At 70.6% G+C, this 15354-nt stretch carries 12 protein-coding genes, 1 other RNA gene and 3 pseudogenes; 6 read left to right on the top strand and 10 right to left on the bottom strand.

Annotation, left to right across the window (positions count from 1 at the left end):
- Nucleotides 1–33 precede the first annotated feature (33 nt).
- A complete protein-coding gene (locus ACWDO5_RS11895) occupies nt 34–381 on the top strand; it encodes a MazG-like family protein (protein ID WP_450530167.1) in 348 nt (115 codons plus the stop codon).
- A 25-nt stretch (nt 382–406) separates the two neighbouring features.
- Here ACWDO5_RS11895 and ACWDO5_RS11890 read toward each other — a convergent pair whose 3' ends face one another.
- Entirely contained in the window at nt 407–1276 is an 870-nt protein-coding gene (locus ACWDO5_RS11890) for a LysR family transcriptional regulator (RefSeq protein WP_450530166.1), read from the bottom strand.
- 148 nt (nt 1277–1424) lie between these two features.
- On the opposite strand from ACWDO5_RS11890, the gene ACWDO5_RS11885 reads away from it, so the two are divergent.
- Nucleotides 1425–2696 (top strand): MFS transporter, encoded by a 1272-nt coding sequence (locus ACWDO5_RS11885; protein ID WP_450530165.1) that lies wholly within the window; start codon nt 1425–1427, stop codon nt 2694–2696.
- Between the two features lie 450 nt (nt 2697–3146).
- Complete coding sequence (locus tag ACWDO5_RS11880; protein ID WP_450530164.1) at nt 3147–4697, top strand: amidohydrolase family protein; 1551 nt, start codon at nt 3147–3149, stop codon at nt 4695–4697.
- A gap of 195 nt (nt 4698–4892) precedes the next feature.
- Here ACWDO5_RS11880 and ACWDO5_RS11875 read toward each other — a convergent pair whose 3' ends face one another.
- Nucleotides 4893–6209 (bottom strand): ice-binding family protein, encoded by a 1317-nt coding sequence (locus ACWDO5_RS11875; RefSeq protein WP_450530163.1) that lies wholly within the window; start codon nt 6207–6209, stop codon nt 4893–4895.
- Nucleotides 6210–6500: 291 nt separating this feature from the next.
- Here ACWDO5_RS11875 and ACWDO5_RS11870 point away from each other — a divergent pair.
- A pseudogene (locus ACWDO5_RS11870) lies at nt 6501–6823 on the top strand (NADPH-dependent F420 reductase); the annotation flags it as partial.
- A gap of 62 nt (nt 6824–6885) precedes the next feature.
- On the opposite strand, the gene rnpB reads toward ACWDO5_RS11870, so the two are convergent.
- The 3 genes and pseudogenes from rnpB to ACWDO5_RS11855 all read right to left on the bottom strand — a co-directional run bounded on the left by rnpB (nt 6886) and on the right by ACWDO5_RS11855 (nt 9128).
- Nucleotides 6886–7289: RNase P RNA component class A (gene rnpB / locus ACWDO5_RS11865), an RNA gene on the bottom strand.
- Nucleotides 7290–7326: 37 nt separating this feature from the next.
- Nucleotides 7327–7546 (bottom strand): annotated as a pseudogene (locus ACWDO5_RS11860) (Uma2 family endonuclease); the annotation flags it as partial.
- 139 nt (nt 7547–7685) lie between these two features.
- On the bottom strand, nt 7686–9128 hold the full coding sequence (locus tag ACWDO5_RS11855; RefSeq protein ID WP_450530162.1) for an RNB domain-containing ribonuclease: 1443 nt from the start codon (nt 9126–9128) through the stop codon (nt 7686–7688).
- Between the two features lie 103 nt (nt 9129–9231).
- Between ACWDO5_RS11855 and yaaA the strand changes: the two genes are divergently transcribed.
- Together yaaA and eda are read left to right on the top strand one after the other, a co-directional pair.
- Nucleotides 9232–10032: a peroxide stress protein YaaA gene (gene yaaA / locus ACWDO5_RS11850; RefSeq protein WP_450530161.1), complete on the top strand. Its 801-nt coding sequence runs from the start codon at nt 9232–9234 to the stop codon at nt 10030–10032.
- A gap of 60 nt (nt 10033–10092) precedes the next feature.
- Nucleotides 10093–10770 carry a bifunctional 4-hydroxy-2-oxoglutarate aldolase/2-dehydro-3-deoxy-phosphogluconate aldolase gene (eda, locus tag ACWDO5_RS11845; protein WP_450530160.1) on the top strand — a complete coding sequence of 226 codons (678 nt, stop codon included), beginning with the start codon at nt 10093–10095 and terminating at the stop codon, nt 10768–10770.
- On the opposite strand, the pseudogene ACWDO5_RS11840 reads toward eda, so the two are convergent.
- The 5 genes and pseudogenes from ACWDO5_RS11840 to ACWDO5_RS11820 all read right to left on the bottom strand — a co-directional run.
- A pseudogene (locus ACWDO5_RS11840) lies at nt 10728–10925 on the bottom strand (GNAT family N-acetyltransferase); the annotation flags it as partial. The gene eda and the pseudogene ACWDO5_RS11840 sit on opposite strands and share 43 nt — an antisense overlap.
- 139 nt (nt 10926–11064) lie before the next feature.
- Nucleotides 11065–12540 carry a bifunctional RNase H/acid phosphatase gene (locus tag ACWDO5_RS11835; RefSeq protein ID WP_450530183.1) on the bottom strand — a complete coding sequence of 492 codons (1476 nt, stop codon included), beginning with the start codon at nt 12538–12540 and terminating at the stop codon, nt 11065–11067.
- A gap of 8 nt (nt 12541–12548) precedes the next feature.
- Nucleotides 12549–13292: a zinc ribbon domain-containing protein gene (locus tag ACWDO5_RS11830; protein WP_450530182.1), complete on the bottom strand. Its 744-nt coding sequence runs from the start codon at nt 13290–13292 to the stop codon at nt 12549–12551.
- Nucleotides 13289–14125 carry a Nif3-like dinuclear metal center hexameric protein gene (locus ACWDO5_RS11825; RefSeq protein ID WP_450530159.1) on the bottom strand — a complete coding sequence of 279 codons (837 nt, stop codon included), beginning with the start codon at nt 14123–14125 and terminating at the stop codon, nt 13289–13291. Before ACWDO5_RS11825 ends, ACWDO5_RS11830 begins: the two co-directional genes overlap by 4 nt.
- 45 nt (nt 14126–14170) lie before the next feature.
- Entirely contained in the window at nt 14171–15220 is a 1050-nt protein-coding gene (locus ACWDO5_RS11820) for an ABC transporter substrate-binding protein (RefSeq protein WP_450530158.1), read from the bottom strand.
- Nucleotides 15221–15354 lie beyond the last annotated feature (134 nt).

The following is a 15354-nucleotide window of genomic DNA, read 5'->3' as shown; positions in this document are numbered from 1 at the left end:
CCATCCCTACACCGCACGTGGCAGGCTTCCCGCATGGAACACACCCTGGACACCACCATGGACCCGATCTGGGACACGGTAGGCAGCCTGCACGCCTGGCTCGACGCGGAGAGCGACCTGCCGCCCCAACAGGAGACGCTGCTGCGGATGTTGAAGCTGTCGGAGGAGGTCGGCGAGGTCGCCCAGGCCATCATCGGCGCGTCGGGGCAAAACCCGCGGAAGGGCCGTACGCACAGCTGGCAGGACGTCGAGTCGGAGCTTTGCGACGTGATCATCACGGCGATGGTGGCGCTGCGCACGCTCACGCCGGACGCGTCGGACGTCTTTCGGGCGCACCTGGGTGGTGTCGCTGAGCGCTCGCTGGAGCGGTCACCGGAGTGATCCGCCCGTCGGGGCGTCTGCGCCGTCAGGTGATGTGCCGCAGCAGAGCGGCGACTGCCGGGGGCGCCTCGCCCCGGGGCCGCACGACCATGACATTCCAGTGCGGCGCGTGGCGTTCGAACCGGCGCACGGTCAGGTCGGGGAAGCGCTCGGCGATCGACTCGGGCATGATGCAGACGCCCAGATCGTGGCGGACGAGTTCGGACGCCGCGACGATGTCGTTGACCTCGAAGGTCGTGTCGCGCTCCACGAGGGCGGCACGGAACGCGCGGTCGACCGCACGGCGGATCGCCCAGCCCGGGGTGAAGTCCACCATTGGCAGCCGGGCCACCTCCTCCAGTGCGACATTTCCCTCCACTCCCGTTCCGATGAGATCCCGCCGGGGAGAGGCCACCAGCACCATCTCCTCGCGGGAGAGCAGCCGGGTGGCAAGATCCCGCTGCTGCTGGCGGTCGAGGGCGACCACAGCCAGATCCACCGCACCGTCGCGCAGCGCCTGACGGATGTCGCCCGCCGCAGCCTGCCGGAGTCGGACCACCACGCCGGGGTGCTCCGCCCTCAGCGCGGCCAGAGCGTGGTGGAGGTCGGCCCAGACGCCTTGCATCGTGCCGACCGTCACCGTCCCCCGCAGTTGCCCCTGCACGGCGTCCACCACCGACCGTGCCTGTTCCGCGGCGCGCAATGCCGCACGCGCGGCCGGTACGAACGCTTCGCCGGCCGGTGTCAGTGCCACTCGGTGCGTGGTGCGGTCGAACAGCCGGGTGCCCAGTTCTCGCTCCAGTGCTCGCACTGTGCTCGACACGGCGGACTGCACTACGTGGAGCCGCTGTGCCGCAGCCGTGAATCCGCCCTCTTCGGCGACGGCGATGACGACTTCCATCTGCCGCAGGTCCATGAGCACCGCTCCCGACACATCAAGCCATCACCTGTGGAGATAACGGTCATCAACGATTATCGCCTGAAGTGCGGAAGGCCTGCTTCCCGGCGCGCGTTGTCCCGGTCACGAAGCAAGATGCGGGATTCGTCGAAGAATGAGAGCGGTCATGACCCAGTTCACCACCACCAGGACAGCCGGGGCCGGGGCCCAGGGCACGAAGGCCCGGGCACCCGAGGCCCCTGAAGGCGTCCCACGGCGTCACTCGGCCGTCCGTCATCACGTGGGTTTCTGGCTCGTCGCCGCGACATTCACCCTGACCATGGCCTTCTCCACCGTGCCCACCCCGCTCTACCCGCTGTACCAGCAGGCCGACGGATTCGGACCGTTCGTCGGCACGGTCGTCTTCGCCACCTATGCCGTCGGCGTGCTGACGGCACTCTTCCTGGCCGGACATCTGTCGGACTGGTTCGGACGCAAAACGGTGCTGCTTCCGGCGATCGTGCTCAGCATCGCCTCCGCGCTGGTCTTCGCGAGCTGGCCTTCCGTGCCCGCACTGCTCGTGGCCCGTCTGCTGTCGGGACTGAGTGTGGGACTTCTGACGGCGACGGCCACCGCGCACCTGGACGACCTCCACCGAAACGCCCGGCCCGGTGCCTCCCCCATCCGCGCCAATGTGGTGGCCACGGCTGCCAACCTCGGTGGGCTGGGAATCGGGCCACTGATCTCCGGGCTCCTCGCCGAACACGCCCAAGCCCCCCTGCGCACGCCCTACCTGCTCTTCCTCGGCCTGCTCGGACTCGGAGCGCTGGCCGTGGTCCTGGCTCCGGAAACCGTCGAGCGGCCCGAGCCCCGGCCGCGTTACCGCCCCCAGCGCGTCAGCGTTCCCGACCGGGCCCGTCCCGCGTTCTTCGCCGCGGCCACCGCGGCTCTGATCACTTTCGCGGTCTTCGGCCTGTTCACCTCGTTGACACCGGTCGTCCTGAGGGACCTGCATGTTGCTTCCCCCACCGTTACCGGACTCGCGGCCTTCCTGGTCTTCGGTTCGGCGGCGCTGGCGCAGATCCTGCTCGCCCGTCTGGGCACCCGCACCCAACTACTCTTGGGGCTGGGGCTCCTCGCCGTAGGCATGGTCGTACTGACCACCGCGGTCTGGATTGCCGACCTCCCGTTGTTCCTCGTCGGTGGCGCGGTCTCCGGCGCGGCTGCCGGTACGGCCTTCAAGGGCAGCGTCAGTACGGTGCTGTCGCTGGCCATGCCCGAGCGGCGCGGAGAGACTCTCACCGGGCTGTTCCTCGCCGCCTATCTGGGGCTGTCCGTCCCGGTACTGGGTCTGGGGCTGGCCGTGCAGACGGTGCCGGTCCGCGACGCCGTGCTGGTCTTCGCCGGCCTGGTCGTCGTCCCGGCGGCCCTCCTGGCAGGCCGGTTCGCCCGTCGATGAGCAGCTGACCGGTGGACGGCTCGCGGGCCGCGGCGACGATCGGCTCGAGGACGTCGCGCACCTCGAGGTGCCTGCTCATGGCCGGCAGCACGGAGCTCACCGCGTACAGGCCGGCCGGGAGCCCGGACTCATGGCTTCGCCGTACCGGCGGGGTGTGACGGCGCGTATCGGACCTGTGGGGGCAGCCGACTAGGGCCCGGGGCTTAGGCCCAAGAGCCCTGGCACACTGCGGCCCGCGTACGAGGCGCCCGGGCCGGGTCCGCTCCTACGTTGTAGACGGCCGATACGGGTCATGACAGGCGGCAGCCGAGGACGGCGGCCGCCTGACCGACGCGGGGGCGGTCGTCACCGGGCGACCCCCACCGTGGCACCACGGCCCCCGCCCCGTCCGCCATCACCACCACGTCCCACCCGGCACGCCAAGGCGGCCGGTACAGAGTTGGAGTTCGAATGCACAGCGACGAGCCGTCGACGTCAGACCGGCAGGGCCCGCGGGGCTCTCGCTCCAAGCCGCGACTCGGGCGCAGATCCTTCCTGGTCGGAACCGGTACGGGCATCGCAGCCTCGGCCGTCGGGCTGGGTATCACCGCCGCGGCCCGGCCGCAGGCGCCCGCCTCGACGCCCTCCTTCGCGCCCGGCCGCCCGATCGTGTTCCGCAACGCCACCGTGGTGACCGGCGACCCCAAGCTCGGTGTCCAGCAGAGCTCCGACGTACTGGTCGCCGACTCCAAGATCAAGGCGGTCGGACCGAACCTCCAGGCGCCCGCGAACGCCGTTGTTGTCGACGGGCGCGACCGCATACTCATGCCCGGCATGATCGACACCCACCGGCACATGTGGCAGACGGTGCTGCGAGGTGTCGGAGCGGAATGGAGCATCCAGAACTACTTCCAGTTCATGTACCAGGGGTGGGCCAAGTACTGGCGTCCCGAGGACGTGTACGCCGGCAATTACCTGTCCATGGTGGAAGCCATCAACAGCGGCGTGACCACCAGCCTGGACTGGTCACACGCGCTGTACACCCTCGATCACGCCGAAGCCGCCGCGGACGCCCTCTTCGACTCGAACGGCCGGGCCCGCCTGGCATACAGCAACCTCTCCGCCCCGCCGGAGGAGTGGGTCACCGCCGGCGACGTGGACCGCCTGCTGCGCAGTCGCTTCTCGTCCAAGAACCAGCTCGTCACTATGCAACTGGCCTGGGACACCCCCATGGACCCGGCGTTCCCGGAGCGGCCGGCCTGGGAGTTCGCCCGGGACCGGGACCTCATGGTCACCCAGCACGCCGGCATCTGGGAGTACGCTCCCGACAACTCCCTCCAGACCCTGTTCGACAACGGCTTCATGCTGCCCACGAACACCTATGTGCACGGCGGATCCTTCCCCGACTACGCATACGGCATGATCGCCGACACGGGCGGCAATGTGTCGGTCTCCGCCGAGAGCGAGCTCAACGCCGGCCAGGGCTACCCTCCCACCGGCAGGGTCAGGGCCAACGGCATCCCCATCTCCCTGTCGATGGACACCAGCGTCTGGTGGAGCTCCGACATGTTCTCCGCGATGCGTGCCACCCTCAACGCCGACCGCGGCCTCGACCACCAAGCCGCACAGGCTGACGGCAAGACCGTCATCAACAACGACCTGCGCACCGAAGATGTCATCCACTTCGCGACGCAGGGCGGGGCCGACGCGCTGGGGCTGGGCTCGTCACTGGGATCGATCACACCGGGCAAGCTGGCGGATCTGGTAATGCTGCGGGCCGACACACCGTCCATGGTCCCGCTCACCAACGCCTCCCACCAGATCGTCTTCCAGGCCACACGCGCGGAGGTCGACACGGTCCTGGTCAACGGACGCGTCCTCAAGTACGGCGGCGAGCTCATCTCCCCGGACCTGAAGCGGGCCCGGAGCCTGGCGGAGGCATCACGCGATTACATCCGGGACAAGGCCGGCGAGAAGCAGTGGGCCGAGGGACAGGAACCCCCGGCGTACAAGGTCGCCTGAACCGCGCGCGGCATCCCGGCCGAAGTGGTGTCGTCGTAGTCGGGAAACCCGGCCGCGACGGCGCGTCCGCAGGAGTTGACGGGAGGGGCACGCCGCGGCGAGGCGCCGTCCCGCGTGGTCAGCCGGTCTGCGGATCGTCATCAGGGGCTTTGCCGCAAGGTGGCTGCCAACGTCACTCGCGGCGTGTGGGGTCCTTCACCAGGGGCGGGCGATTGTGTTGGTGTCCAGGGTGACGGAGCCGTCACGGGCCAGGGTCTGGCCCGCGACGGATACACCGGCGTTCACAGTGATCGAGATCGCGGCCAGGATTCTGCCTGCGATGGCGGTGTCGGTGCCCAGGGTTGCTGAACTTCCGATCTGCCAGATGACATTGCGGGCCGTGGCACCGTTGATGAGGAGCACACGGCTTGCGGTTGCAGTCGTCAGGGTCGATCCGATTTGGAAGATCCATTCGGCGTTGCGGTTGCCCTGGGCATCCAGCGTGAGCGTGCCGGTGAGCCCGATGGAAGAGGCCGCGTTGTAGACGCCGGGAGTCAGCGTCAGGCCGCCGATGTCGCCGGTAATGCCGGCATCCGGGATCCGGCCGGCGGCGTTGTCGTACGTCGCGATCAGATCGGCGTGGGCCTGAACGGCATCCGCGTCCGCGTTGTGGATGGTTCCGTTCACCTGGCCGGGCGGGAATCCGGTAATGGAGACTCCCGGGCTCACTCCGAGGTCCCCCGTGACGCTTGAGAGGCCGGTGTTGGTGACGGACTCTCCGCCCAGCACCGCGAAGCGTCCCAGATACGTGTAGGCGCCCGAGGCGGTGGTGGTGCCGCCGAGGGTGGCGACGGAGACATTGGCCGGGCCGAGTGCTCCGGCTGGTACCAGGGCGTTGATCTCTGTGTCCGAGGCGATCCGGTAGGAGATGGCGGGTGTGCCGCCGAAGGAGACGCTGGTGGTGTAGGAGAACGCCGTCCCGGTGATGACGACGAGGTTCCCGCCGTCCACCGGTCCTGAGTCGAGGGTGACGACGGTGATGGAAGGCGGGCCGAGGTAGGTGTAGGGGACTCCGCCGGCAATTCCACCCCTGGTGCGTACGGTGACTGCGACCAGGCCCGCGGAGAGCGCCGCCGGGACGGTCACGGTGAGATGGGCGTCGGAGTCGACGGTGAACGCGGCGGCCTGCGTACCGAATCGGACCTCGCTCGTGGTGTAGAGGCCGAGGCCCACGAGGGTCACTGTGTCGCCGCCTGCCAAGGGGCCCGCGGGAGGTGGAGTGAGGCGGAAGGAGGGCGGCGGCAGGTAGAAGAAGGTGCCGACGACTCCCGTTCCTCCGGGGGTTGTCACGGAGACGGACACGGGACCGTGGCCGGAGGGGGTGATGGTGGCGGTGGTGGTGTCGCTGACCACCGTGAAGCTTGCAGCCTGGCGGGAGCCGTAGTGCACGCCGGTGGTGCCGGTGAAGTGGCTGCCGGTGAGGGTCACTGCGTCGCCGCCGCCGGTGGATCCCTGGTTCGGTGAGACCGCCATAGGGGACTCCTTGAGTCCATCGGGTCGGCGAAGCGCTTCGGGCCGGTCTCTCCGTCGACCACCACAGCTGTTCGTTACGCGAAGTAGCCCACTAACGAGAGGCTGTGGCAATGGCCAGGACGCCATTTCATCCGAAAGGGGAGAGTGCGGCGCGAAGGTCATGTCCCCGAAGACAATGCGGTCCCGTCCGATCGGTCTATTCGCGATCACCTGCCACGGTCTCGGCACGGTAGCCGGGTGGGCGCTGCTCGGGGCTGCGTCAGGAGCCGGCGGCGAGGATCCTCCGCGCACGTTCGGCCCGAGGAGGGCAGCGCCGCCGAGCAGGCCGCCGCCCCTGCTGCCCGAGGCACGGGTCACCGCCGCCTTCCACCACCTGTCCGCGGTGCTGTTGCAGGACCCGGAGGTGGCCGAGATCGACACCGACGTGATGGTGCTGGGCGACCGCCGCGATGACACCGACACCGTCCAGACCCTCGCGGCCCGGATCCCGGGCATGCGCGGTGTCTACGCGGGACGGCTGCGCAACGCCCACCAGGTCGAGGCGTTAGTGGAACCTCATCTCGGCCAACCGCCGGTACAAGGCGCACGCGGGGTTGCGGGTCACCGACGTGTGAGCGGGCCGCTCAGCCGCCTCGATGCAGCAACACACGTCCTGACCTGCGAAAATACGGGACGGCAGACGAGTCGGGCTGTACGCCGGGTTCTGTCACCCGGTCGCCTCGCGGCGGCCGGGGAGACGGCCATCCATCTAGGACCGACGTTGCCGTCGGCCTCGTGCGGTCTACCCGCGGACTCGGGCGGGCAACCCTCCAACGTCCGCGCAGGACCGCCTTTACAGCGGCCCCTCTTGACCTTGCTCCAGGTGGGGTTTACCGAGCCGCCTGAGTCACCTCAGGCGCTGGTGGTCTCTTACACCACCGTTTCACCCTTACCGGGGACCGAGGTCCCCGGCGGTCTGTTCTCTGTGGCACTGTCCCGCGGGTCACCCCGGGTGGGCGTTACCCACCACCTTGCCCTGTGGAGCCCGGACGTTCCTCGGGGAGATCCAAAGGATCTCCCCGCGGCCGTCCGCCCGGCTCGTCTGCCGTGCTGACCAGTCTACCTGGCGAAGTGGGGCTCAGAGGAAGTCCGCGGTGTCCAGGTCGAAGGCGAAGGGGTCGGGGAGGGGCAGGGCTACCGAAGGGCATCCTGCACTCCTGACGGTAGTCGTCGTTCTCGGGCTCACTGAAGAGGGTCAGCGACGACTTGTCGCGATCGACGAGCAGGTAGAGCGGGATACCCCCGCGGGCGTAGCAGCGGCGCTTCCCACGGTCGGCGTCGGGCTTGGTGGAGCTCAACGACCATGGCGACGCCTTCAGAGGACCGTGACCGTGGAGCTGGCGGCGCCCGTCGGCTTCGTACGGCCGCTCGGCAAGCGAGGGAGCGCGCGCACAGTCCGCTTCCACGCCGACGAACCGAAGGCCCTCGTCGCGGCCCTTACGCAGGCGCGAACAGCACCTTCGCCGACCCCGGGTCCGCCTGCGTGAGCCGGACCCGCAGCCGCTCCCCCAGCGGCAGCTTCGCCTCGCCCCCCTCGACTCTCGCCACCACCGCCGGGTCCTCCAAATGGACCGTGCCGACGGCCGGTTCACGCTCATGCACATCCACCACGATCGCGTCGAAGACCTCGCCGACCCGCTCCCTCAGCAGCGCTGCCTCGACGATGTCTACGGACTCCCGCTCCACCGTGTTCGCACGCCGGGAGCCCTCCGCCATCTCCTTCGGCAGGGCCTCCAGCGCGGCTGCGACCCACTCCGGCGGCTCCGCTCCCGCCACCGCGGCCACGCACAGCTCGCCCGCGTACCGGTCGACCAGACGCCGCAGCGGCGCGGTGCAGTGCGTGTACTCGTCGGCCACCGCCGCGTGGACCGCGGGCGAGGGCACCGCGCCGCCCTTGAAAGCGGTGTAGCCGGCGCCGCGCAGCAGGGTCGTGCACTCCTGCAGGAAAGCGGCGTGGCGGGCGTTGTGGGGGTCCAGCGAGCGGACCACTTCGGCGTACGAGACATGGTGCGGCCAGTCGATGCGCAGCGCCTTCGCCGAGCGGCGCAGCCGCGCCACCGCGCCGTCCGGGGCGGTGGGCAGGGTGCGCAGGATGCCGGTGCCGGCCTCGATCATGAGGTCGGCCGCGGCCATGCCGGTGAGCAGGGAGATCTGGGCGTTCCAGCCGTCGGCGGGGAGCGGGGCGCGGTATTCGAGGAAGTACGAATGGTTCCGCTCGACGATTTCCTGCTCGGGGACGTTCAGGGAGATCCCGCCGCGTTCGCTCTCCAGCGTCTCGCGCAGCAGCCCGATCTCCTTGAGCAGCGCCAGCGGCTCCTCGGCCGTGCCCGCGTCGATCTGCCGCTGCACGCCCTCGTATTCGAGCTTGGCCCGGCTGCGTACGAGCGCCCGCCGCACCTCGGTCGAGACGGTCCGGCCCTCGGCGTCGAGGTCGATCTGCCAGACCAGCGCGGGCGCGGTCTGGTCGGGCAGCAGGCTGGCCGCGCCCTCGGAGAGCAGCGCGGGATGGAGCGGAACCTTCTCGTCCGGGAAGTAGAGGGTCCGCACCCGGCGGTGGGCCTCGGCGTCGAGCGCGCCGCCGGGTGCGACGAAGGCGGCGACGTCGGCGATCGCGTAGTGGACTCTGAAGCCCCCTGCCTCGCGGCGGGCGAGGAACATCGCCTGATCGAGGTCGACGGAGGTCGGCGGATCGATCGTGAAGAAGGGGATGTCGGTGGCGTCACGGTCGGGCAGACGCGGGGCCCCGGCGGCCGACTCCGCCTCCGCGAGGACTTCCGCCGGGAAGTCCTCCGCCACGCCGAGCGTCGTACGCAGCTCTCGCAGGGCGGCCCGCAACGGACCCTCGGCTGCGCCGGTCACATGCATATGGCGGCGGGGCATGGACCGAGCGTATGGCGGCGCCGGACGGACGGCACCCCGGATGACCGTAGGCTGGCGCGGGGGCCGCACCCCCCGCCCCCCGTACGTACGAAGGAGACTTGCCGTGCTCGTGCTGTTGCCGCCGTCGGAGGGTAAGGCCGCTTCCGGGCGCGGGGCTCCGCTGAAGCCGGAGTCGCTGTCGCTGCCCGGCCTTGCCGGGGCGCGCGCCGCGGTGCTGGACGAACTGGTCGAGCTGTGCGCCGCCGACGAGGAGAAGGCGCGGGAAGTCCTGGGGCTGAGCGAGGGCCTGCGGGGCGAGATCGCGAAGAACGTGGAGCTGCGGACCGCGGGGACCCGGCCGGCCGGGGAGATCTACACGGGTGTGCTCTACGACGCGCTCGGGCTGGCGACGCTGGAGCCGGCCGCGCGGCGCCGGGCCCGGCAGTCGCTGCTGGTCTTCTCGGGGCTGTGGGGCGCGGTACGGGTCGGCGACCGGATTCCGTCGTACCGCTGCTCGATGGGGGTGAAGCTGCCGGGGCTGGGCGCGCTCGGGGCGTACTGGCGCGAGCCCATGGCGTCCGCCATACCGGAGGCCGCCGGTGACGGGCTCGTACTCGATCTGCGGTCCTCCGCGTATGCGGCGGCGTGGAAGCCGAAGGGCGAGGTGGCGGGGCGTACGGCGACGGTGCGGGTGCTGCACTCGCAGCTGGTCGACGGGGTGGAGAAGCGGTCGGTGGTCAGCCACTTCAACAAGGCGACGAAGGGCCGGCTGGTACGGGACCTGCTGACGTCGGGCGCGAAGCCGGCGGGTCCTGGCGAGCTGGTGGAGGCACTGCGGGAGCTGGGGTACGTGGTGGAGGCGCAGGCGCCGGGCAGGGCAGGGCAGGCATGGGCGCTGGACGTGGTGGTGAACCAGATCCACTGAGCGTTGCAACATGCGCAACACTCTTTGCACATACTGTGTGCGGCGGGCAGGATGACCTGCATGACCACCTCTGCCCTGCCCACCGTGCTCGACCTCGCGCCGGTTGTCCCTGTCGTCGTCATCGACGACGCCGCCGATGCCGTGCCGCTCGCGCGTGCCCTGGTCGCGGGCGGTCTGCCCGCGATCGAGGTGACGCTGCGGACACCGGCCGCACTGGACGCGCTCCGCGCGATCGCGGCCGAGGTGCCGGACGCGGTGGTGGGCGCGGGCACGGTGATCTCGGCGGACGGCGTCGATGCCGCGGTGGCGGCCGGGGCGCGGTTCCTGGTGAGCCCCGGGTGGACCGACCGTCTGCTGGACGCGATGAAGGCGTCGGGCGTGCCGTTCCTGCCCGGGGTCTCGACGACCTCGGAGGTCGTGGCGCTGCTGGAGCGCGGGGTGAGCGAGATGAAGTTCTTCCCTGCAGAAGCGGCGGGCGGCACTGCTTACCTCAAGTCCCTTGCGGGTCCGCTGCCTCAGGCCCGCTTCTGCCCGACGGGCGGGATCTCGCTCGCCTCCGCGCCGTCGTATCTGGCGCTGAGGAACGTGGGCTGCGTCGGCGGTACGTGGATGCTGCCGGCGGACGCGATCGCGGCCAAGGACTGGGCGAGGGTCGAGACTCTGGCGGCCGATGCTGCCGCGCTGCGCGGCAGCGCTCAGGTGGAGTCGAGGTCCACGAATCCCGCAAGCGGGCGGTAACCGAGGCGCTGGTACAGGGCGTTGCTGGTGGGGTTGGCCAAGTCCGCGAAGAGCCGGACCCGTTCGGCCCCGGCGTCGAGCGCATCGCGGCTCACGGCGGCGGTGACCGCACCGGCGAATCCCCGTCCGCGCAGCTCGGGCGGGGTGTAGACGGGCGTCGACGTCTCACAGGGTTGCCCCCCACCCCCGGACGCGGCAGCTACGCGCCGCGGCAAGGGGGGTACCCGGGGGCAGCCGCCTCGTGGCGCCAGCCCTTGGACGGCACCCGCCCGAGGCGCAATGCCGCCGGGCTCCCTATCCGCGCAGGTGCGACGTGTCGTTCAGCAGGCGCAGCGATGCGTTGCCGTCCGCGTAGTACGCCACGGCCGAGAGCGAGGCCGCGGAGAGTTCCATCCGGAACAGCGACTCCGGCGGGGCTCCCAGTGCCAGTCGGACCAGGGTCTTGATGGGCGTGACATGGGTGACCAGCAGGACCGTGCGGCCCGCGTATCGGGCGATCAGCTTGTCGCGGGTCGCCGAGACCCGGCGCGCCACCGTCGCGAAGCTCTCGCCGCCGCCCGTCGGGGCGACCTTCGCCGAGGCGAGCCAGGCGTTGAGGTCGTCGCCGTACCGCTCGCGGACCTCCGCGAACGTCAGGCCCTCCCAGGCGCCGAAGTCCGTCTCGCGCAGGCCGTCCTCGATGCGGACGTCGAGGTTCAGGCGGGCGGCAATGATCTCCGCGGTCTCGCGGCAGCGCTGCAGCGGGGAGCCGACGATCTCCTGGATGGTGCCGCGTGCCGCGAGGGCGGCCGCGACCGCTTCGGCCTGGCGCAGTCCCGCGGGGGAGAGTGAGGGATCGCTGCCGCCGCTGCCCGAGAAACGCTTCTCGGGGGTCAGGGGGGTCTCGCCGTGGCGGAGCAGCACAAAGGTGGCGGGTACGCCGAGGTCGGGACCGGCCCAGCCGACGGTCGGTGCGGTCGGCGCGGCTTCGCGGACACCCGCGGCCCCGGCCACCGGCTCGGCGCGGACCGTGACCGCCTCGGCCGCAGGCGCGACGGTCACGCCGCCGCCGGGAAGTTGGCGCCCGAGCCCGGTAGGGGGCGCGACGCCGCCTGCGCCCGCGCGGGCCTCCGCAGGGCGTCCGGCGTCCGCCGCGGATGCATCGGCATCACCCGCGCCGACGGCTCCGCCCGCACGCGCGCCCGCGTCACCCTCGGCGGCACCGCGACCCGCAGCCGCAGGCCCACCCGCGCCGCCCGTCGCCCCGCTCAGCGCCGCCCTCGCCCTTGCCGCGCCCGCCGTCGCGTCGCCGACCACCCTCGCCGCCTCCGCGTCGCGTGCGTCGAGCTCCGCCGTGGAGCGTGAGGGCTCCCACTGCTTGCCCTTCTTGCCCGCGTCCATCGCCTCGTTGGCCAACCGGTCCGCGTGCTTGTTCTTCTCGCGCGGGATCCACTCGTACGTGACTTGAGAAGCGGGAAAGACGCGCGCCGCCTCCGCCGCCAGCGGCTTCATGTCCGGGTGCTTGATCTTCCAGCGGCCCGACATCTGCTCGACGACCAGCTTGGAGTCCATCCGGACCCGGATCGAAGCCTCGGGGTCGAGTGCCTTCGCCGCCTTCAGCCCCGCCACCAGACCCTTGTACTCGGCGACGTTGTTCGTCGCGACGCCGATGTACTCCGCGGCCTCGGCGAGCGTCTCCCCCGTCTTCGGGTCGAGCACGACCGCACCGTATCCAGCGGGGCCCGGATTTCCCCGGGAGCCGCCGTCCGCCTCGACGACGAACTCCCTCAGTACAGGCACTACAGCCCCGATTCAGCGGTACGGATCAGGATGCGCCGGCAGTTCTCACAGCGCAGCACCGTGTCCGGAGACGCCGCCTTGACCTCGTTCACCTCGGTGATGTTCAGCTCCAGCTGGCAGCCCTCGCAGCGGCGCTGGTAGAGGCGGGCCGCGCCCACCCCGCCCTGCTGGACGCGCAGCTTCTCGTACAGCTTGAGCAGATCCGCCGGCACGGAGCCCGACACGACTTCGCGCTCCTTGGTGACCGAGGCGATCTCGCCGTCGATCTCCTCCTGCGCGGCGTCCCGGCGCGCGGTCGCGTCGTCGAGTTTGGCCTGGACGGAGGAGACCCGTCCGGTCAGCTCGGCGACACGTTCCTGCACGGACTCACGGCGCTCCATGACCTCGAGGACGACGTCCTCCAGGTCGCCCTGGCGCTTGGCGAGCGAGACGATCTCGCGCTGCAGGTTCTCCAGGTCCTTGGGCGAGGTGACCGCGCCCGAGTCGAGACGCTGCTGGTCGCGGACGGCGCGCTGGCGCACCTGGTCGACGTCCTGCTCGGCCTTCGTCTGCTCGCGGGCGGTGTCGCTCTCCTCGGTCTGCGCGGCGACCAGCAGGTCGCGCAGCTGCGTGAGGTCCTTGCTGAGCGACTCGATCTCGGCGTGCTCGGGCAGCGACTTGCGCTTGTGGGCGAGCTGCGACAGTCGTACGTCGAGGGCCTGGACGTCGAGGAGTCGGATCTGGTCGGCGGGCGAGGCGTTCAGTTGGGGGCTCCAGAAGAATGGTGGGAGGACCAGGGGTCGGTGACCGTGTGCGAGACGTGGACCCGAAGGCCCCACCCGTGCCGGTCGGAAATCTCGTCGAGCTGGGCCGCGGCCTGCTCGCACCAGGGCCACTCAGTGGCCCAGTGGGCGGCGTCGACCAGTCCCAGCGGTGATTGCTGCACCGCCTCGGACGCCGGGTGGTGGCGCAGATCAGCGGTGAGGAACGCGTCCACGCCCGCGGCCCGTACGACGTCGAAGAGGCTGTCGCCGGAGCCGCCGCTGACCGCGACCGTACGCACCACGGCGTCCGGGTCGCCCGCGATGCGGATCCCCTGGGCGGTGGCGGGCAGGCGCCCCGCGGCACGCGCGGCGAACTCCCCGAGCGTCTCGGGATGGTCGAGCTCACAGATCCGGCCGAGGCCGCGGCGGCCGTGCGGGTCGGTCGCATCCGGCACCAGGGGGCGTACGACCCGCAGGTCGAGCGCGCCCGCGAGGGCGTCGGAGACTCCGGGGTCGGCGGTGTCGGCGTTGGTGTGCGCGACGTGCAGGGCGATGTCGTGCTTGATCAGGGTGTGCACGACACGGCCCTTGAAGGTGGAGGCCGCGACAGTCGTCGTACCGCGCAGATAGAGCGGGTGGTGCGTGACGATCAGCTGGGCGCCGAGTGCGATCGCCTCGTCGGCGATCTCCTGGACAGGGTCGACGGCGAACAGCACGCGGCTGATCCCGGCGTCCGGGTCGCCGCAGACCGTGCCGACCGCGTCCCACTGTTCGGCCCGCTCGGCGGGCCACAGGGCGTCGAACGCGGCGAGGACTTCAGACAGACGGGGCACGAGGGAAAGGCTACCTGTCCTCCGTGCCCCTGCGGCCTGCGCTGGTCACTTGGCCAGGAAGCCCCGGAGGTCGTCGAGGACCTTGTCCGCGGCGGTGACGCCGAGGCCGAGGTACCAGGTCTCGTCCGGGACGTCCTTGGCCTGGCCGGCCTTGACCGCCTTTAGGTTCTTCCACAGCGGGTTGGACTGGGCGGTGTCGCGCTTGGTGGTCTTGGGGTCGCCGTAGACGCCGGTGAAGATCCAGTCGGCGTCCGCGGAGTCGATCTTCTCGGGGCTGATCTCCACGGCGAGGTCTTCGACCTGCTGGTTCGCGGGCCGCGGCAGGCCGGAGTCCTTGAGGATGGTGCCGATGAAGGACGCCTGGGCGTAGAGACGGATCTTGCCCGGCATGTAGCGGACCATCGAGACGGTCGGCTTCTTGGCGTTCTTGGCGCCGATGTCGGTGCCAAGCTGCCTGGCCTTCTTCTCGTACGCGTCGAGCATCGCCTGCGCCTCAGAGGTCTTGTCCAGGGCCGCGGCGTTGAGGAGGTAGTTCTCCTTCCAGGTGAAGCCCGGACGGATGGAGAAGACGGTCGGAGCGATCGTGGACAGCTCCTTGTACTTGTCGGCGGCGCGCAGCTGGCTGCCGAGGATCAGGTCGGGCTTGAGGGCGGCGATCGCCTCGAGGTTGAGGCTGTTGATGGTGCCGACGTTCTTGGGATTGCCGGCTTCCTTTTTCAGGTAGCCGGGGATGCCCTCGTCGCCCTCGGTGGGGGCGTAGCCGACGGGCTTGACGCCCAGCGAGGCGACGTTGTCCAGCTCGCCGACGTCGAGGACCACGACCCGCTTGGGCGCGGCCTTGAGCTCGGTCTTGCCCAGCGCGTGGGTGACGGTACGCGGGAACTGGCCGGGCTTGGCGTCGGTGCCCATCGCCGCGGTCTTCGCCGCCGCGCCGCCGAAGCCTTTGCCGCCCTGCGCGACGGCCTTCTTGCCACCGTCGTCGGCCTTGCCGGCGGCGGAGCCCTTGTCCCCGCCGTCCTGGCTGCCGCAGGCGGCAAGGGAGAGTGCGGCGGCAAGGGCGACTGCGGCGGCAGTGCCGCGGCGGCGTAGGGACATGACGTGCTCCTGATCCAGTACTTAGGGGAACCTAACTTTATCCACCGGCATCCCGCGGAGCACAACCACCCCCTTCCCTTCAGGAGAATCCGGGCATGGCCACCCATATGTGTGAAGTGGTGAGTCTCGTGTTG

It is taken from the genome of Streptomyces sp. NPDC000880 (assembly GCF_053599675.1).
This window is presented reverse-complemented; position numbering and strand designations above follow the sequence as displayed.